Genomic DNA, 19,473 nt, shown 5'->3' on the forward strand with positions numbered 1-19,473 from the left:
TCATCAATATTTCTGGTTAGCTGGGGGTGTCTGTCAGCCGGAGTTGCGAGGTTCTGCTTCCAAAATGCTGAGAATGGTGCACAATTTCACATTAACAACAAAACTTGCACTATTTTGAGTAAGCTTTGGGGGGAACAGCTTAGAAAGCCTGTTTCTAAGACTGATGCAAAATATCAAATTAACCCTCAACCTTGTCCAATTACTAATTACAAACCTATGCCCCGTCGTCAAGACTTAAAAAAGATTCTTCTCATTGGTTCCGGCCCCATTGTTATCGGTCAAGCGTGCGAATTTGACTATTCAGGAACACAAGCTTGCAAAGCTTTGCGAGAAGAAGGTTTTGAAGTAGTGTTGGTGAATTCCAACCCTGCAACAATTATGACCGATCCGGAAACTGCCGATCGCATTTACATCGAACCTCTAACGCCAGTCATCCTCGAACAAATCATCGCTAAAGAAAGACCTCAAGCAATTTTACCGACAATGGGCGGTCAAACTGCGTTAAATTTAGCCGTTGCCGTCGCTAAAAATGGCGTTTTAGAAAAATACAACGTTGAGTTGATTGGTGCTAAGTTGCCAGCAATTGAAATGGCAGAAGATCGGCTATTATTTAAGGAAGCGATGGCGCGAATTGGGGTCGCCGTTTGCCCTTCTGGAATTGCCAACACTCTCGACGAAGCCAAAGCAATTGGTCACCAAATCGGCAGTTATCCGTTAATTATTCGTCCTGCTTTTACAATGGGAGGTACGGGAGGCGGCATTTCTTACAATCAAGAAGAGTTTGAAGAAATGGCCCAAGGCGGGATTGATGCCAGTCCAGTATCGCAAATTTTGATCGAACAATCTTTGATTGGTTGGAAAGAGTACGAACTGGAAGTAATGCGAGATTTGGCAGATAATGTAGTGATTATTTGTTCGATCGAGAATCTCGACCCGATGGGCGTCCACACCGGCGATTCTATCACCGTCGCCCCGGCGCAAACTCTTACAGACAAAGAATATCAGCGCCTGCGGGATGCTTCGGTGAAAATTATTCGCGAAATCGGAGTTGAAACCGGCGGTTCCAATATTCAATTTGCCGTCAATCCTGTCAACGGAGATTTCATCGTTATTGAAATGAATCCTCGGGTTTCCCGTTCCTCCGCCTTGGCCTCGAAAGCAACTGGTTTCCCCATTGCAAAAATGGCGGCAAAATTAGCGGTAGGTTACAGCCTAGACGAAATTTCCAACGATATCACCAAGAAAACTCCGGCGTCTTTTGAACCGACAATTGACTACGTGGTGACGAAGATTCCCCGATTTGCCTTTGAAAAGTTCCCCGGTTCCGAACCGACTCTGACAACGCAAATGAAGTCTGTTGGGGAGGTAATGGCGATCGGGCGCAGCTTCAACGAATCCTTCCAAAAAGCCCTGCGGGGATTGGAAACAGGTCGCGCAGGTTTCGGGTGCGACAAACCGGAAAAGTTGCCGAGTTTGGAACAAATTCGCGCCGGATTGCGGACGCCAAATCCCGATCGCATTTTTACAGTTCGCCACGCGATGATGATGGGAATGTCGGTGGAAGATATCTTCGAGTTCACAGGAATCGATCCTTGGTTTTTGGATAAAATGCAGGAATTGCTGGAAACTGAGAAGTTCTTGAAACGAACGCGGTTGGATCAGTTGACAAAAGACACAATGTTTGAAGTAAAGCAGTTGGGATTTAGCGATCGCCAAATTGCTTACGCCACCAAAACATCGGAAGATCAAGTCCGCGCTTACCGCAAACAGTTAGGCGTAATTCCGATTTACAAAACAGTCGATACCTGTGCCGCTGAATTTGAAGCGTTTACACCCTATTATTATTCCACCTACGAAGCGGGAGCGGCAATTTGGGAATTGGGCGATGAAGAAAAGAAAGTTTCGCCTGTAGGCCACAGTCTGGCGCCGGAGTCGGAAGTTTTGCCTTCTAGCAAGCCAAAAGTGATGATTTTAGGCGGCGGGCCGAACCGGATCGGACAGGGAATTGAGTTTGATTACTGCTGCTGTCACGCTTCCTATTCCCTAGGAGAAGACGGCTTTGAGACAATTATGGTCAACTCGAACCCGGAGACGGTTTCGACTGATTATGATACGAGCGATCGCCTGTATTTTGAACCGCTCACAAAAGAAGATGTTCTCAACATCATCGAAGCCGAAAATCCCGAGGGAATAATTATTCAGTTTGGCGGACAAACGCCGCTGAAGTTGGCGCTTCCTTTACAAAAAGCTCTCGAAAATCACCCCGATGTACAAACAAAAATCTGGGGAACTTCGCCGGATTCCATTGATACTGCTGAAGACAGGGAGCGATTTGAAAAGATTCTGCGGAAGTTGGATATTCAGCAAGCTGCTAACGGTCTAGCGCGCAGTTTTGAGGATGCTTTAATAGTAGCTCAACGGATCGGTTATCCGGTAGTGGTGCGACCGAGTTACGTGTTGGGCGGGCGAGCAATGGAAATTGTTTATTCCGATACGGAATTGGAACGTTACATGACCTATGCCGTCCTGGTAGAACCAGAACACCCGATTTTAATTGATAAGTTCTTGGAGAATGCGATCGAGGTGGATGTAGATGCGATCGCCGATGTTACTGGCAATGTGACGATCGGCGGTATTATGGAGCACATCGAGGAAGCGGGAATCCACTCCGGCGACTCTGCTTGTTCTATCCCTTACCAAACGCTTTCTGATGCAGCTTTGGCAACAATCCGCCGCTGGACTGTTGAATTAGCAAAATCCCTGAAAGTGATCGGGTTGATGAACATTCAATTTGCCGTTCAAGGGGAACAAGTTTTCATTTTGGAAGCTAATCCGCGAGCTTCTCGAACAGTGCCTTTTGTGTCCAAGGCGATCGGAGTTCCCTTAGCAAAAATGGCGTCGCGAGTCATGTCTGGCAAAACTCTAAAAGCTTTGGGTTTTACTGAAGAGATTATACCCATTCATGTTTCGGTAAAAGAAGCAGTATTGCCCTTTGCTAAGTTCCCGGGAGCTGATACCTTGTTAGGACCAGAAATGCGATCGACCGGCGAAGTAATGGGAATTGACACCGATTTTGGCAAAGCCTTTGCCAAAGCTCAACTCGGCGCGGGACAAATGATGCCGCTGTTTGGAACCCTGCTGGTTTCGATGCGCGATCGGGACAAACTAGCAGTTGTACCAGTTGTCAAGGAATTCTTAGAATTGGGTTTCAAAGTAGTCGCAACCCACGGGACACGCAAAGTTTTGCAAGAGCAAGGTTTAGAGGTAGATTTGGAATTGAAAATGCACGAAGGGCGGCCGAATTTGTTGGATTCGATCAAGAATGAGAAAATTCAACTAATTATTACCACACCTTCGGGCGAAGAATCCCGAGCCGACGGAATCTTTATCCGCCGCACAGCTTTGACTTACAAAATCCCGATTATTACGACAATAGCCGGTGCCAAAGCGACAGCAGCGGGAATTCGATCGCTCAAATCAAACCCGATGGAAGTAAAAGCAATTCAAGACTATTACCCGCAAACCTAGAGGGCGCACCACCCTATGTTTAGGGTGTGCAGCGCGCACTATTAGTGTCAACTTAAGCTTTTAGTCCGCCAGTCCTCTCGCTCACCCGGTACTCCGCCAGGGAATGAATTCCCTGTCTTATAGCGAAAGTCCTCTCAAAGAGGACTGAAGAACTCATTAGTCCTCATAGCGAGGACTTTCGCTTGGAGGTTCTTGTTAAAACCCCTGCCGGACTGAGGGTTTAACGTTAAGTTGACACCAATGACCGCGCACCTTATCCTAAACATAAGGTGCGCGTCACCAAAACCTAATCTGCATCGGAATTCAAAACTCCGCTAGACAGCATCAACCTCGGCCAAACTAACAAGAAAAAACCCATCCAAGCTAATAAAGGAATCGCGACTAAAACAGTTATCCAAACAGTTTTTAATAAAAACCAACTACCGCTAATCAGGCTAGTACCAGTTAAAAGAATCGACCAAGGCTGACACCACCAAGGTTTGTAACTCCAAGGACTAATAGATTTTTGCTCAGAAAGTTTTTTATCAGAAAGAGATTTCATATTTTCAGTAATTTTTTATGGATAATAGTCTGGCTAGCTGGATTAACCGAAGTTAAACATTCATCACCTCTTCTGCTGTCAGCGTTAATTCGGGAAAAGTCCGCGATACAATTCGTTCGCTGCCCTTGAACGCGCTTCTTTGATAGTTCCCCTCTGCATCCAAAAGGTGGACAAATACAGTTGGAACTTTGGGATTTCCCAGAAATTCCCTGCTACCAATTGCTAAATAATCGACAATCCAATACTCAGGAATTCCGAGGCGCCGATATTCGTCCAATTTGTCTATATAATCGTCCTCCCAATTTGTTGATGTTACTTCCACTGCCAGTTGAATTGGTTCTCGTAAGGCAGAATAAGCAGAACGGTTCGATCGCCACAAATCGCGATCGATTACGCTGACATCCGGTCTCCGCCCTTGTTCGATTCCGCCTTTACTTACAGTTCTGATAACGGCGGTATTGTTGACTACATAATTCAAATTTAGTCGCCGGATTTCATCGTTGAAGCCAAATAACATGAAATTAGCAACATCAGCATAATTTCTTGTGGAATTCCTCTCTACAATTTCTCCATTTACCAGTTCATATAGTCCATCTTCTGGACATTCTACAAGGAATTGGTCAAAGGTTAATTTTTGCGTGACTCTTGCAATCATAAGATTTATCCTTATTTTGCAGTAATACTATTAGTCTATATTACCACAGGCAAGAATGAATTTGTTTTTTTGAGCGCCGAGATCCAAAGACATCCAATTCTAAAATCTAAAATCTACAATTAAAAATCTCAAATCGATTCAGGTAAATGGTAAAATACGATCGCCAGCGGGCAGATTGAGTTAAATATGTCACCTAGTTGCTAGGGTAGAAAGTAACAAACCTAGAAATCGAGCCACTCCCAGGTCAACCCCGAACCATGAGACTAGACGAAGCCGTAGAATTTGCCGAAAACCCAGAGCCGCGCTGTCCCTGCGTCCTCCTGCTGGACACCTCCGGCTCCATGCAAGGCGCACCCATAGATGCCTTGAATGAGGGGCTGGAAGTTTTTAGGAATGACCTAATTAAAGACGAACTAGCTAAAAAGCGAGTCGAAGTCGCGATTATTTCATTTGACAATCATATCAAAGTCGTGCAAGACTTCGTGACCGCCGACCAGTTCGAGACGCCACTGCTGACAGCTCAAGGACAAACCCACATGGGTGCAGGCATTCAGCTAGCATTAGACACCATTGCCGCTCGCAAATCCGAATACCGCAACAACGGCATTACCTACTACCGCCCGTGGGTCTTCATGATTACCGACGGTGAACCTCAAGGCGAATCCGACGATGTTGTGGAAATAGCAGCACAGCGGATTAAAGAGGAAGAAATTAATAAGCGCGTGGCTTTTTTTGCAGTCGGAGTGGAAGGTGCTAATATCCCCCGTCTCGCGCAAATTGTCGAGCGCACGCCTGTAAAATTGAGAGGATTAGACTTTAGAGAGATGTTTATCTGGCTGTCGGCTAGTATGCAGAGAGTTTCTCACTCAAAAATTGATGAACAAGTAGCACTGCCGCCACCCGGATGGGGAACTGTTTAGTCATTAGTCATTAGTCATTAGTCATTAGTTATTGGTCATTGGTCATTGGTCATTGGTCATTAGTATGTGACAAGCGGTAATGTGTGGTGTACATCGCCCTACAAAATAAGTAAGGTGTGGTGTGCATCGCCCTACCTAATTAGGGATAAATAAGCCCGTCCCGACTTTGCATAGTTGTGAATTTACGAAGTTTTGAGTTAAAGAGTTATTAATGCAGAATTCATCCTTTAATTGGCAAGTTGTAGCGGCATCGGTAATAGGTACGAGCCACGAAAAACGATCGCAGCCTTGTCAAGATGCCCACTGCTGGCGTCTCTTGCCAAACGGTGTTTTAGCGGCAGCGGTTGCCGATGGTGCGGGCTCGGCAGCACTCGCAGAAGTTGGGGCGAAAATTGCTGTGGAAGCGGTTGTTGAAACGATTTTCCAGCAACAGGAAAGGCTGCCTCACACTGACGACGAATGGCAAGTATTCTTGACAGCATCACTGCAAGTCGCGCGGGCGCAGGTGGAAGCAGAAGCGGCAGTGCGGGCAGTGGCTGCGAGAGATTTAGCCTGCACTTTAATTGCTGTTGTTGCTACGCCGGAATTAATCGCAGTTGCTCAAATCGGCGACGGTGCGGCGGTAGCGGGTGATAGTGCAGGAAATGCGATCGGCCTGACTGTACCTCCCTGCGGCGAATACATCAACGAAACTATTTTTTTGATTTCGCCGAATGCGATCGAAACAGCGCAATTTCAGGTACTGCGAGAAAAACTGCGGCACTTAGCAGTTTTTTCCGACGGCTTGCAAATGCTAGCGCTCAAAATCCCAGAAGGCACGCCACATGGGCCGTTTTTCGCGCCTTTGTTTCGGTTTTCTGGCGAGTGGAAAGAAGAAGAAGATGCGAAACAGCAGTTAGAGTCATTTTTGCGATCGCCCCGCGTTTCTGAACGCACCGATGATGACTTAACTTTATTGTTAGCAACTTTTGCGAGTTCCGAGGCACAGGACAATTAAAAATAGACATTTTGCCAAAGCCAACACCCATCTGCGTGAATTGGCGTTGATCTGCGGTTAAAAATTTCCGATTCTGAATTTTGCAACAAGTCTAATGCGTTCAACCTAATCAGCGGTGAAAATTTGGCGCGGTTTTATAATAAAATCGAGGTGTCAACAATTCTGGTTTAGTTTGTACAGTAGGTCGTCGTTTGCAAGCACAAGAGATTAAGGATAAGCTCAACTCTCTAATTAGCGCAGCAGATCCAATAGAGCCGAGTTTGGCGAGAAGATTGGATGAAATCAATCGCTGGGTGAAAGATCTTAAACCCGGTTCGCTAACTGCTAAGAAATTTGTGATGGCTTTTTTGCTACAGCTTATCCGAGATTCTCAGGTTTGGCTGGCAGTTCAATCTCTACCTTCGGAAAGAGAACAACAAGCCGCGTTTGAGTTAATGACGCCGGGGGAAAGGTATTGGTACACCTATCTATTTCCTAAATGGCTGAGCGAAAACGATCGCAAATTTTACATCTGGAAACAAAAACTCAAAGCCGGTAAATTCGATCCGGCTGACGATCTCGTCATTCGTGCGATCGCAGCCCGAATTGTCGATCGCCAAGGCACTGTTTTGTATCGATATGTTGCCGATCTTTCTATGGCAACCGATTCGATCGTTAGCAGCCGCCAACAGCACCCCCTCTGCATTCAAGTCACAACTCTTTCAGATGAATTCTCTGAACAAAAATATCAAAATTGGCAACAAACTCTTCAAGATTGGGGGATTGACAGAGGATTATTTCTAAGTTATGATATAAACGATGCAAATTTCGTGAACCAGTTAGTTAATATAGCATTATATAATAGCGATAATTTGCCCGCCGGTCGTTACCTCAAGTTCCCGTAAATCAAGCAGATCTGCTGCTGAGAATAGTTCGACTGCTCAAAACTCGGTGAAAAATAAATTTTGACTCACTCACATATTGCACAATTTTCGACAAGGCCAAGAACCTAAGCTCCAGCCAGCTTCGGGAAAAGGGAAAACAGACCAAGATTTTTCCTCCCCTTTTCTGTTCCCGAGAGGGGTCTGCGAGACGAGGGCAACAGGTGCTTGATAGGAAGGCTAAGCAATGAAAAGATTTACCGCAGCAATCTATCTTGTTAAATCACTAGCAACTCGCTCTAAATTAAATTGAGATTTGATTTAATCAGGGTGAAAGTCTTGGAAATAAAATTAAAATACATCAAAATCAAATACTATGACTGTACAAGGTACACGCACCGTTGAAAATAACTTGCAAAAAGTCTGGGAAGAACTGGAAGCAGCCAGAAAAATGCAGGATGAATGGATGAATTACGGGGTAGATTTTGTAGATTTGTATGTGGAAGATGCGGGCGGTGAGTGGTTGGAAAGGTGGGGTAAATGTGAAGAAGAATTAGAGCGAATTAAACATAAAAATGTAGATATTGAAGCAGTCAAAGCAGCGATCGACCTTCCCAGCTTTCAGCAGACAAAACTGCTGGAAATAGCCTTGAATTGCCGTTACTCTACCAGCTATTACTCCGATCGCCCGGAGGAGTCTCCCGCTTGGCAAGAGGTTAAGTACCAACGGCTGTCACTCTTAGGGGGAGCGATTTTCGGTGCGGTTGTTACCGATTACCTGTACCGCGAATATCCACAACTCGATCCAGATGCTATCTCAACCTTAAAAGCTCGTTTAGCAGATGCGAAAAAACTTGGGGATTTTGCACAAAATTTGAAAGTAAACGCACTCGGTTGGCGCTTTTGGAATGGGAAAGAAACAGACCAAAGCGAGTACGATAGAAGTTTTTCCGAGACTTTTGAAGCTTTGTTTGGCGCGATTTACTTGGAGTTTAATCGCGATTTTTTTCGTGGGGGAAACTGGCTGATTCAGCACTTGATTGAACCAAATGTTAGCCAGCATCTGGATATAACTCAGCGGCGACAAATGGGGCCCGAAAACGAGGTAAAACGGCGGGAAATCCTGGGTGCGGATATTCTAGATGCGATCGCGATCGACTATTTGTACAACCGCTTTCCCGAACGCAACGCCAGCCAGCTAACTCGCTGGAAAAATATGTTAGTCGCCAAAGAGATTTTTCCCAAAGACTTTAAGGCAAAATTAGGCAGCCATTACCTAGAGTTGGAAAGCAATTTCTCGCGTACCCGCGACTGGTTGGTGGATAACTTTATCAAAACCGCAGTTGACGAACTGCTAGAGGAAAGCGACACTCAACCAGAATATGTGATTGACAGTGCGAACCCGGAATCGCTGCCAGAATTGGTCAGCCGGATTACAGACAAAAAGTGGAAAAAGGAATTTGTGAGAGTTGTCAGCATTTTGCAACCTGCTGACGAACTTTTGCTGCTGATGCAACAAAAAATTGACAGTATGGCGGCTAAAGATGAAACCTTGCAGCAGTTGCTAATCTGGGCCAATCACAAGTGTCAGTTAGTGCAAAGGAATTTCAAACCGGCGGAAATCCGGGCTTTTTATATTGCCTTAGTTTGCGTGCTCGATTTGGCTTTGACTCGCGTCCTCGATCCGAGTCTGAAGTTTGATAGATCGAAAGTTCGCAAGTTTCGGAATTGTTTGGCAAAGACTGGAAAAAATGTAGAATTTGCAGATGTTAACGAGTCTCTGAAATTGGCTTGTGATAATGAAGTGGCTGGTATTTTGGTTGGCATTTGGGCGCTGGATATTGAACCAGAACTTAAACAACTGCTGGCACAATTTCAGACTGAGATGCCTGATTTGCAAAACTGGAAAAAGTGGCGCAAAGAGTTCGGTAGTTGTTGGCTGGCAAAATTCAAAACTGCGATCGGCTACAATCGAGACTTTCGCCCCCAACAGAAAACTTTGCTGCAACAGTATTACTATGCCCACAACTTGCTGGTGGAATGCCTCAACAGCGATAATTGTCAGGTGACGCCGGCCGTCAGACAAAAAATTGAGGATAAAATGTTGTTATTGTCGGTGGATTTGAAGCTGGTTCACATTTAATTTGGATAGCGCGGACGGGCAGGATGCCCATCCCACTAATGGATGGACGGGCAGGATGCCCATCCCACTAATGGATGGACGGGCAGGATGCCCATCCCACTAATGGATGGACGGGCGGGATGGCCATCCCACTAACAGCAACAGGGCTTAACCACTCCCACCCAAGAAATCGGGTTTTTTACCGAATCTGCGGGCTGCAACACGTCTTTTGGTGAAAAACCCCGTCTCTCGTCACCGGTGCCTAAGTCATAAGAAAGGTAAGATTTAATGGGCAAGTCAAATTTATTGAGTGATGGCTTCCAAATCCTGTATTGTAAAACTTCGTTGATTTTATAAGCAATTATAAACAATAATGGTATCATATCGCTATGAGTGTTGAACAAGAAATACGCACAGCCCAAAGAACGGAAGTCTCAAATGCAGCTAACAGAGAGGCACATCATTAAATCCACGGAACACCGTTTCGCCCAAATTGACGAACTAGCTTTCAAGTCCAAAAACCTCTACAATGCCGCCAATTACCTTATTCGTCAGAGTTTTATTTATGGGTGGGGCTATGTTAATTACAACGAAACGAACCGCTTGATGAAGTCTCATGAAGCCTACAAGGCTTTGCCTGCCAAAGTAAGTCAGCAAATTTTAATGGTTTTAGACAAGAACTGGAAATCGTTTTTTGAAGCCGTTAAAGCTTACAAAGTTGATTCTTCAAAATTCACTGGGCGCCCAAAACTGCCGAAGTACAAAGATAAAGTTAAAGGGCGAAACCTTCTCGTCTACACAATTCAAGCAATTAGCAGCAAACAGTTGAAGAAAGGAATCATTAAACTTTCGGGTACAGAATTTTTAATTAAAACCAAAGTCAATCCCGACCAGGTTTGCCAAATTAGGCTGGTTCCGAAATGTGATTCCTATGTAATTGAGGTAATTTATGATGAACCGGAGTCCACTCTTGGCAACGCTAATTCTGTAGCTAGTATTGATTTAGGACTGGATAATTTAGTGGCGTTAACTTCAAATCAACCGGGATTTATCCCTTTGTTGATTAACGGGCGACCATTGAAATCGATTAACCAGTTTTACAACAAGCGGAAAGCACGATTGCAATCCCAGTTCAAAGGGAATCGCAAAACTTCGCCCCGCATTCAGCGCTTAACTCGCTGTCGCCATCAAAAAGTTGATAATTACTTACATCATGCTAGCCGTCTAATTATTAAACTTTTGCTCACCAAGCAGATTGGGACGCTAGTAATTGGCAAGAACGCGCAGTGGAAAACAGAAATCGAGTTAGGGAAGCAAACCAATCAAAACTTTGTTAGTATTCCTCACTCTCGATTAATTGAAATGTTGAAGTACAAAGCTCGGTTGGCGGGAATCACAGTAATTGTGCAGGAAGAATCCTATACATCCCGATCCAGTTTTTTAGGTTTAGACCCAATTCCTGTTTATGGAAAAACCGAAAAAGAGCCTGTGTTTACTGGTAAGCGGATTAAGCGGGGTTTGTACAAAACATCGACTGGTCAGCTAATTAATTCCGATGTGAATGCAGCGTACAATATCCTCAGAAAAGCAATCCCAAATGCGTTCAGCAATGGGATAGGGAGCTGCGTAGTTCAGCCGAGGCGGGTCGATCCGCTCAAAGTGAAAGGGAAGGGGAGGGACTTAACGCCTCCCATGTCATGCAATAAATGACTATACTTTTACCAGCTATCCCATAACCGAATTCTATGCAGTTGCAGCGCCAATTTAGCGGACAACTGATTGCGATCGACACCAAAACCGCGATCGCCAGTGGGGGTGAAGGTCGCATCTACCCGATCGCCCAAGACTCGTCCCTTGTAGCAAAAATCTACCACAAACCGACAGACGAAGACGGCGACAAACTCACAGTCATGTTCAGTATGCCGCCGGATGCGCCGATCGCAGAACCGGGGCACGCTTCCATTGCTTGGCCGATCGATTTGCTGCATACTGTCGGCGGGCGAGAAAAAATTGTCGGTTTTGTGATGCCGCGCGTCAACAAAGTGATGCCGGTACACACTTTCTACACTCCCAAAACCAGGCGCGAACAAAAACCGCTATTTAGCTATCTTTACCTCCACCGTACCGCCAGAAATCTCGCCTCGGCTGTAAATGCCCTCCACGTCAGGGGTTACGTCATCGGCGACGTAAACGAGTCGAACATTCTTGTGACGGATACGGCGTTGGTAACGCTGGTAGACACGGATTCGTTTCAAGTGCGTGATCCTTATACGGGTTACGTTTATCGGTGTCCCGTGGGGAAACCCGAGTTTACGCCGCCGGAGTTGCAGGGCCAGACTTTCCGCGATATCGATCGATCTCCAGAGCACGATTTGTTCGGTTTAGCGGTATTAATTTTTCAATTGCTGATGGAAGGTACGCACCCGTTTTCGGGAGTTTATCTCGGTAGCGATGAACCACCGCCTTTGGAAGCGAGAATTCGATCAGGCCATTTCCCTACAGGTACGAAGCGGATTCCCTACCGCCCAATGCCGGCAGCGCCTCCTTTTGAGATGCTGCATCCGCGACTGCGGCAGATGTTTATCCGCTGTTTTGAGGAAGGGCACGGCAATCCTGCGGCGCGCCCGGATGCGAAAACTTGGGTGAATGCGATTCGGGAAGCGGAAGAGGCTTTGGTAACTTGCAGTAAAAATAGTCAGCATAAATACGGAAATCATCTCAGTCGCTGCCCTTGGTGCGATCGGGCAAAACTCCTCAAAGGTCGCGATCCGTTTCCTTCGCGGCAAGCAGTCAGCAACGGATTGCACTTGCAGCCGGCGAAAATCAAGCGTAAAAAGCCCCAACCACCGCCCGTCGTGACCCAACCCGCAGTGCGTCGGCAACAGCCCTCCACGGGGCTGTCGCGCCCCCTCGGCCAGTACGCAGTGCCGTTGCTACCGATGCCGATGTCTTCTCGGAGTCGGACTCCTGCGCCTCGGCTTCCCGTGGGCAAGTTTGAGCGCATTTTTCAGGATGCTGCTTGGGGAGGTGTTTGGGGTAGTTTGTGTTTGGCGGCGATCGGGGGGATTTATTCGGTAATAGCTGAGGGCGGCGGCGCTATTTTGGGGGCGATTTTTGTTGGTACGATTTGGGGCTGTTTTTTTGGGGTGATGTGGGGGGTTTTTACTTTGCCGCCGAATCAGATTTGGCGGAAGTGGGGCGGAGTTTTGGTGGGGGCGGCTTGGGGGGCTTTTTTGTTGGCGGCGATCGGCGGTGCGGTGTTTGGGGCGATTAATAGCACTCCGGGAATCGGGGAGAGGATTTTGGCTGGGGCGGTGGTTGGTGCTGTCTGGGGCTGTGTTTGGGCGAGTTTTCGGCCTCCTCTGGCGCTGCCGGTGGGGAGGGTGTGGGGCCGACGGGGAGGGTATTTGGGGGCGGTCTGGGGCTCGTTTGTGGGGACTCTGGCTGGTGTTTTTTTGGGGGCTGGGCTGGTGGTTTGGCAGCAGTATGGTGTCCAGATGCGGCCGGTGGATGAGTTTGCGCGTTTGTTGCTGGGTGTGGCGATCGTGGCGGCTGGTGTCGGTTCTGTTGGAGGTGTGGTTTCTGGGGGTTTGTTGGGTTTGTGCGGGTTTGCGCCGAAGTTGCCGATTTCGTTTCAGCCTTCGGGTGTAAATGGTGGGACTTTGGGGGCGATTTGGGGTAGTTTTTTGGGGACTTTTGCAGGTGCTGTGTTGGGGGCGGTGGTGTCTGCGATATTTCCGGCTGCCAGCGCGCCTGTGCCGGTGGAGTTGGGGCCTGTGGCGGGGGCGATCGTCGGGGCTGGTTTGGGGGCGATTTGGGGGGTGGTTTCGGGTACTGTTTGGGGGGCTTTGGGCAAGTGGTGATTCGGTTGATGTGTGTTTTTGGGTGGAAAATGCGTCTATGAGTAGCTGTAAAAATCGAGGTGTTAAATTTTGGGGCTATAATGTAGATCCTGTAAGGGTTAGAGGCACTTCAACCAATAAAATGCTAGACGCAATCGCTGAAATTTATGCAGGATAAGGGTTTGAGGGCTGTCTGAAAATTTGGGTATTGACAAGTCGAAGGCTGAAATGGTACTTTTGTTTTACGTAGACGCAACTGAACCTTGAAAACCAAATACAGCAAAGCTTCTGGAACGGGCGGCCGCAATTAACCTAACTCCCTATCAGGGATTGAAACCTACTAGCGATTGCCATTTGCGGGAACATTCTTGGCCGCAATTAACCTAACTCCCTATCAGGGATTGAAACTTAAGAAGTAACGGAACCAATACAGTGTTGGCTCAGCGCCGCAATTAACCTAACTCCCTATCAGGGATTGAAACATGGTTGAAAATGGTTGTTTGGGTGGTACTAAGATTGCCGCAATTAACCTAACTCCCTATCAGGGATTGAAACATAAATACCCATATCGCCTTTAGCGAATTCAGAATGCCGCAATTAACCTAACTCCCTATCAGGGATTGAAACGCGATAGACTTCTCAAGTGCCTACCAACAAATTCCGCCGCAATTAACCTAACTCCCTATCAGGGATTGAAACTCATGGTGGAGGTCTAAGACCAGTGTTAATTTTATGCCGCAATTAACCTAACTCCCTATCAGGGATTGAAACAGTGCAATTGCTAACTCGACAGCGACAACCTTGAGGCCGCAATTAACCTAACTCCCTATCAGGGATTGAAACTTCAATTACTAATCGAGAGTTTCTGCCTTCCTCTGGCCGCAATTAACCTAACTCCCTATCAGGGATTGAAACAGAGATGACTATAGCAAAGCTTGAGGAGATTGCCGCAATTAACCTAACTCCCTATCAGGGATTGAAACCATCCCTAACTCCCGACGCTGCGAGAAAAGTTATCGCCGCAATTAACCTAACTCCCTATCAGGGATTGAAACTTCCATTCCTCAATCTCGGCATCCTCTGCCAGCGCCGCAATTAACCTAACTCCCTATCAGGGATTGAAACTAAGGCTGACAACATAGTTGATCATTCGATCATACTCGAGCCGCAATTAACCTAACTCCCTATCAGGGATTGAAACACCTAACTTAATCTGTAACCCGGTGTCTGTAACTGCCGCAATTAACCTAACTCCCTATCAGGGATTGAAACTTTTGTGGATGCGCGATCGGAAACATTTTGAGGGGCCGCAATTAACCTAACTCCCTATCAGGGATTGAAACGCAAAATTTAGGGATTAGGACTAAGGCTTTAAGCCGCAATTAACCTAACTCCCTATCAGGGATTGAAACTGATCTACTAAATAGCCTTTGCTTGCTAGATATTTGCTCGCCGCAATTAACCTAACTCCCTATCAGGGATTGAAACATGTGCGAGTTGCAGGGTAGGGGTTAGCGGCTCTAAGCCGCAATTAACCTAACTCCCTATCAGGGATTGAAACTGATGATGACTTTCTCATCCATCCATCCGGCGATCGGGCCGCAATTAACCTAACTCCCTATCAGGGATTGAAACATGAGGAAAAGTTCACCGCGCTGAACTTGACCAAAAGCGCCGCAATTAACCTAACTCCCTATCAGGGATTGAAACGATCGCGTGGCTGCCGTCGTTTGTTGCTGAAAGTTTGGCCGCAATTAACCTAACTCCCTATCAGGGATTGAAACTGCGGGGAATCTTGCTAAGAAATTAGTTGAGGAAAACGAGAGCCGCAATTAACCTAACTCCCTATCAGGGATTGAAACCCTTGCTTTGGCTCGACTACCCGCCGCTTTTCGCCGCAATTAACCTAACTCCCTATCAGGGATTGAAACTAAATCGGTAGCTCTGCCTATGTAAATGATTCTTGCCGCAATTAACCTAACTCCCTATCAGGGATTGAAACTCGAGCTTCAAGCCACTTCCTTAACTGGATACAGGGCCGCAATTAACCTAACTCCCTATCAGGGATTGAAACTTGATATGCCCAACTACCCAGTGCTGGAAACACTGAAGCCGCAATTAACCTAACTCCCTATCAGGGATTGAAACTTGGCGGCGCTGTTGCCTGTGCGATCGGTGCCGGCGCCGCAATTAACCTAACTCCCTATCAGGGATTGAAACTTTGCCGGATGACCCTTTTAAGTTGAATTGGTTAGAAAAGCCGCAATTAACCTAACTCCCTATCAGGGATTGAAACAAAGTAAGAAACACGAAACTCTGATTCTTTAAAGCCGCAATTAACCTAACTCCCTATCAGGGATTGAAACTTTGAGGCGGATTCGGGTTGATGTGCAGCGAGCTTGCCGCAATTAACCTAACTCCCTATCAGGGATTGAAACTCTATATAATCAAGTAAAGATTGCGCGTGCGCGTGATACAGGAGCCGCAATTAACCTAACTCCCTATCAGGGATTGAAACTGAAACAGGAATGTTGACCGACGCCAGTTATCTGCCGCAATTAACCTAACTCCCTATCAGGGATTGAAACGCAACTCGTGATAAGTGCCAGTGAACTCAAACAACTGCGCCGCAATTAACCTAACTCCCTATCAGGGATTGAAACCCACGCCCAAGAGTCGGGATAGCAGTAGAGCCACTGAGCCGCAATTAACCTAACTCCCTATCAGGGATTGAAACTCCGATAAACCAATGTATAAACTAGAAGCGATTAAGCCGCAATTAACCTAACTCCCTATCAGGGATTGAAACAAGTCGCCTGGAAATGGAACATTTTACAATCCCGATGCCGCAATTAACCTAACTCCCTATCAGGGATTGAAACAGCAAAGTGAGAACGAGTACAAGAGGCAACTTTTTCGCCGCAATTAACCTAACTCCCTATCAGGGATTGAAACTACCAAATCTATTTTTGAGGAGCGATCGCGCCCGCCGCAATTAACCTAACTCCCTATCAGGGATTGAAACATATGCGTTTCCCAAACACTGTTATTGACAACAGGCCGCAATTAACCTAACTCCCTATCAGGGATTGAAACTTGACAACAGTAACGTTACTGTGGCGGGCGATAATGCCGCAATTAACCTAACTCCCTATCAGGGATTGAAACAAAATGACCAAAAAAGCTTTACCAGAATCCGATCTATGCCGCAATTAACCTAACTCCCTATCAGGGATTGAAACAAACGGCACTAGGGGCTTAGCAGATAATCAAGAGCCGCAATTAACCTAACTCCCTATCAGGGATTGAAACGATCGCATGGAATATCAAGCTCTAGTATTTAGCCGCAATTAACCTAACTCCCTATCAGGGATTGAAACGGCTTAGAAAAGGCAGAAAACCGCGCTACTGAAGCCGCAATTAACCTAACTCCCTATCAGGGATTGAAACTGAGAAGCACGCAACGATGTGACCCATCGGTAATGCGAGCCGCAATTAACCTAACTCCCTATCAGGGATTGAAACCAGTGCAGTTCCGCCCATAGTGACCAATGCCGATATTGCCGCAATTAACCTAACTCCCTATCAGGGATTGAAACACCAACACAATGGATACTCTCCCAGTCCTCACCGGGCCGCAATTAACCTAACTCCCTATCAGGGATTGAAACTGGAGCTAAATAATTATGCCAATTTCGGCGCGACACCCGCCGCAATTAACCTAACTCCCTATCAGGGATTGAAACTAGCGGCGCTGGAGGAACGGCTGGGAAAATTGAGAGCCTGGCCGCAATTAACCTAACTCCCTATCAGGGATTGAAACAGCGAGCAACAACGGCGTCAGGAAGCCGAACAAATCCTGGCCGCAATTAACCTAACTCCCTATCAGGGATTGAAACTTTTCGGCCGGTCTTGCCCCGTGGGCCGCTAGGCCGCAATTAACCTAACTCCCTATCAGGGATTGAAACATCCACCTTGACCGACGAGGTAATTTACTAGCAGTGTGCCTGGCCGCAATTAACCTAACTCCCTATCAGGGATTGAAACTCATCGAGTGCGTAGCCAAACCCACCTAACACGCCGCAATTAACCTAACTCCCTATCAGGGATTGAAACCCATCTAGATCCACGTGGACTAGGGTATTGAGTACCCCAAGGCCGCAATTAACCTAACTCCCTATCAGGGATTGAAACGTAGTAATAGTGCTTGAGGAACGATCGCCGAGATTTACGTTCTGCCGCAATTAACCTAACTCCCTATCAGGGATTGAAACGAATTCTCCCAAGGGCGAGCGATATTTTGGAGGGCCGCAATTAACCTAACTCCCTATCAGGGATTGAAACAGAGCGGATTTCCTCTGTGATTTGTTGTGCTTCTTGCCGCAATTAACCTAACTCCCTATCAGGGATTGAAACTCCGAGTGATGAAAAGCCTTTTCGATCGCGTACTTGCCGCAATTAACCTAACTCCCTATCAGGGATTGAAACCCATGCGGTAACTGTTGGATAAATGGCGGCTTACTGTCGCGGGCCGCAATTAACCTAACTCCCTATCAGGGATTGAAACGTGATCGCGTCTCCCGACACGAGCGAGCGAATTATTCGATCAAGGGCCGCAATTAACCTAACTCCCTATCAGGGATTGAAACTGAAACTTAAGCGCGTTTAAAGCCTTGCAATTAGCCGCAATTAACCTAACTCCCTATCAGGGATTGAAACATCCCTCGATTGAGCGGGATTGAACCGCGAACAGTGCCGCAATTAACCTAACTCCCTATCAGGGATTGAAACTACTACCTTTTCCATACCAGGCGGTACGTAAATCGCCGCAATTAACCTAACTCCCTATCAGGGATTGAAACAAAAATTACCATAATGAAACCTGAATGGAAAAATATTTCTAGCCGCAATTAACCTAACTCCCTATCAGGGATTGAAACCTACGAATTTCTGGATTTCAAATTTACCAGAAGCCGGAGCCGCAATTAACCTAACTCCCTATCAGGGATTGAAACTGATATTAGTTAGCCTCCATCGTGATTATGAGCACTAAAGGCCGCAATTAACCTAACTCCCTATCAGGGATTGAAACGCGACATAGGATTTCACTTACTCGCATCTGCTCAGCGCCGCAATTAACCTAACTCCCTATCAGGGATTGAAACCAAAAATGAGGGCTAAATTATTTAAAGCCTTCTCGCCGCAATTAACCTAACTCCCTATCAGGGATTGAAACCCCGAATTTTTCATTAACTTAGGTAAGTGCGCCCTTCGGTGGTCAAAGCCGCAATTAACCTAACTCCCTATCAGGGATTGAAACCTAGAACTTCAATTTCTGGGCTAGGAGCGACATAACGCCGCAATTAAGTGCGATTCGTTCAGTCGAAACCGCGAAATCGGGGGATGACTGGCTTCTACAGGGTAATCCATGAGGATTGAGTTCGCACTTTAATCCCTTGTAGATGATAACTTCATAACCTTGCAGGTGAACGTTAGTATCCTAGAAAACGGTAAGTCCTGCCCCTCAGACGTAGAGGTGAAAGCATATCTCCCACTGTAGAGACTAGCCATCAATCGGTGAAGCGGAGATAAAAGCGGAAAGAACTACTAGCCTAAAAGTGGTATCCCGTGAGCAAGTTCCTACGGATAGCAAAAGCGAAGTCACTGCCTGAATCACCGTTACGGCGAACCAGCGAAATAAGGCTTTATGCGCTGGAAGTCCCAAAAGGGCATTAGTAGAAGGTGGTATGAGGATTTTTATCGACATACCTACGTTACCTAAAAACTCGGTGAAGAGGTGACATCCTAACGGAACATACCAATGGTTATGAGGAACGAAGTAACCCACCTGATTACTCTCGGAGAGGTCGAATACTTCGAGCAGTCAGCTAAGACGAAACATCTGGACTTCCAGGTAACAGGTGGTAGAGATTGAGTCAGAAGCCAACGCCTCACTGTAATAGTGAAGGATATGCTAACAGACTCACGGTAATACGGATGATATAGCT

Annotated in this window: 8 protein-coding genes, 1 pseudogene and 1 CRISPR repeat array; of the genes and pseudogenes, 7 read left to right on the forward strand and 2 right to left on the reverse strand. The window is 46.5% G+C overall.

Translation table 11 applies throughout. The features are described from left to right. The first annotated feature begins 216 nt into the window (after positions 1 to 216). The gene (gene carB, locus D0A37_RS04060) at positions 217 to 3,528 is read left to right on the forward strand and encodes a carbamoyl-phosphate synthase large subunit (protein ID WP_242721394.1); all 3,312 of its coding nucleotides are present in this window, start codon (positions 217 to 219) and stop codon (positions 3,526 to 3,528) included. 286 nt (positions 3,529 to 3,814) lie between these two features. Here the strand turns inward: carB and D0A37_RS04065 are convergent, their stop codons facing one another. Both D0A37_RS04065 and D0A37_RS04070 read right to left on the reverse strand, forming a co-directional pair. Next, the gene (locus D0A37_RS04065) at positions 3,815 to 4,069 is read right to left on the reverse strand and encodes a DUF6737 family protein (RefSeq protein ID WP_242721397.1); all 255 of its coding nucleotides are present in this window, start codon (positions 4,067 to 4,069) and stop codon (positions 3,815 to 3,817) included. A gap of 52 nt (positions 4,070 to 4,121) precedes the next feature. Beyond that, positions 4,122 to 4,724 carry a Uma2 family endonuclease gene (locus tag D0A37_RS04070; protein ID WP_242721400.1) on the reverse strand — a complete coding sequence of 201 codons (603 nt, stop codon included), beginning with the start codon at positions 4,722 to 4,724 and terminating at the stop codon, positions 4,122 to 4,124. Positions 4,725 to 4,981: 257 nt separating this feature from the next. Between D0A37_RS04070 and D0A37_RS04075 the strand changes: the two genes are divergently transcribed. The 6 genes and pseudogenes from D0A37_RS04075 to D0A37_RS04100 all read left to right on the forward strand — a co-directional run bounded on the left by D0A37_RS04075 (position 4,982) and on the right by D0A37_RS04100 (position 13,486). Further along, positions 4,982 to 5,644, forward strand: a complete 663-nt coding sequence (locus tag D0A37_RS04075) for a vWA domain-containing protein (RefSeq protein WP_242721403.1) — start codon at positions 4,982 to 4,984, stop codon at positions 5,642 to 5,644. 211 nt (positions 5,645 to 5,855) lie between these two features. Beyond that, a complete protein-coding gene (locus tag D0A37_RS04080; protein WP_242721407.1) occupies positions 5,856 to 6,641 on the forward strand; it encodes a PP2C family serine/threonine-protein phosphatase in 786 nt (261 codons plus the stop codon). 191 nt (positions 6,642 to 6,832) lie between these two features. Continuing rightward, the gene (locus tag D0A37_RS04085) at positions 6,833 to 7,525 is read left to right on the forward strand and encodes a hypothetical protein (RefSeq protein ID WP_242721410.1); all 693 of its coding nucleotides are present in this window, start codon (positions 6,833 to 6,835) and stop codon (positions 7,523 to 7,525) included. A gap of 352 nt (positions 7,526 to 7,877) precedes the next feature. Next, the gene (locus D0A37_RS04090; RefSeq protein WP_242721413.1) at positions 7,878 to 9,644 is read left to right on the forward strand and encodes an NACHT C-terminal helical domain 2-containing protein; all 1,767 of its coding nucleotides are present in this window, start codon (positions 7,878 to 7,880) and stop codon (positions 9,642 to 9,644) included. Positions 9,645 to 10,061: 417 nt separating this feature from the next. After that, positions 10,062 to 11,329, forward strand: a pseudogene (locus D0A37_RS04095) (RNA-guided endonuclease InsQ/TnpB family protein). A 39-nt stretch (positions 11,330 to 11,368) separates the two neighbouring features. Then, a complete protein-coding gene (locus D0A37_RS04100) occupies positions 11,369 to 13,486 on the forward strand; it encodes a DNA-binding protein (protein WP_242721419.1) in 2,118 nt (705 codons plus the stop codon). A gap of 279 nt (positions 13,487 to 13,765) precedes the next feature. After that, a CRISPR array of direct repeats spans positions 13,766 to 18,785; the repeat unit is 37 nt; unit sequence GCCGCAATTAACCTAACTCCCTATCAGGGATTGAAAC. Positions 18,786 to 19,473: the final 688 nt, after the last annotated feature.

This window comes from Microcoleus vaginatus HSN003 (assembly GCF_022701255.1).
In the GTDB taxonomy this organism is placed as follows: domain Bacteria; phylum Cyanobacteriota; class Cyanobacteriia; order Cyanobacteriales; family Microcoleaceae; genus Microcoleus; species Microcoleus vaginatus_B.

Excerpts from the sequence above, each read along its gene's own strand:
- carB (WP_242721394.1), top strand. The coding sequence starts at position 217 with ATGCCCCGTCGTCAAGACTTAAAAAAGATTCTTCTCATTGGTTCCGGC.
- D0A37_RS04065 (WP_242721397.1), bottom strand. The coding sequence starts at position 4,069 with ATGAAATCTCTTTCTGATAAAAAACTTTCTGAGCAAAAATCTATTAGT.
- D0A37_RS04070 (WP_242721400.1), bottom strand. The coding sequence starts at position 4,724 with ATGATTGCAAGAGTCACGCAAAAATTAACCTTTGACCAATTCCTTGTA.
- D0A37_RS04075 (WP_242721403.1), top strand. The coding sequence starts at position 4,982 with ATGAGACTAGACGAAGCCGTAGAATTTGCCGAAAACCCAGAGCCGCGC.
- D0A37_RS04080 (WP_242721407.1), top strand. The coding sequence starts at position 5,856 with ATGCAGAATTCATCCTTTAATTGGCAAGTTGTAGCGGCATCGGTAATA.
- D0A37_RS04090 (WP_242721413.1), top strand. The coding sequence starts at position 7,878 with ATGACTGTACAAGGTACACGCACCGTTGAAAATAACTTGCAAAAAGTC.
- D0A37_RS04100 (WP_242721419.1), top strand. The coding sequence starts at position 11,369 with ATGCAGTTGCAGCGCCAATTTAGCGGACAACTGATTGCGATCGACACC.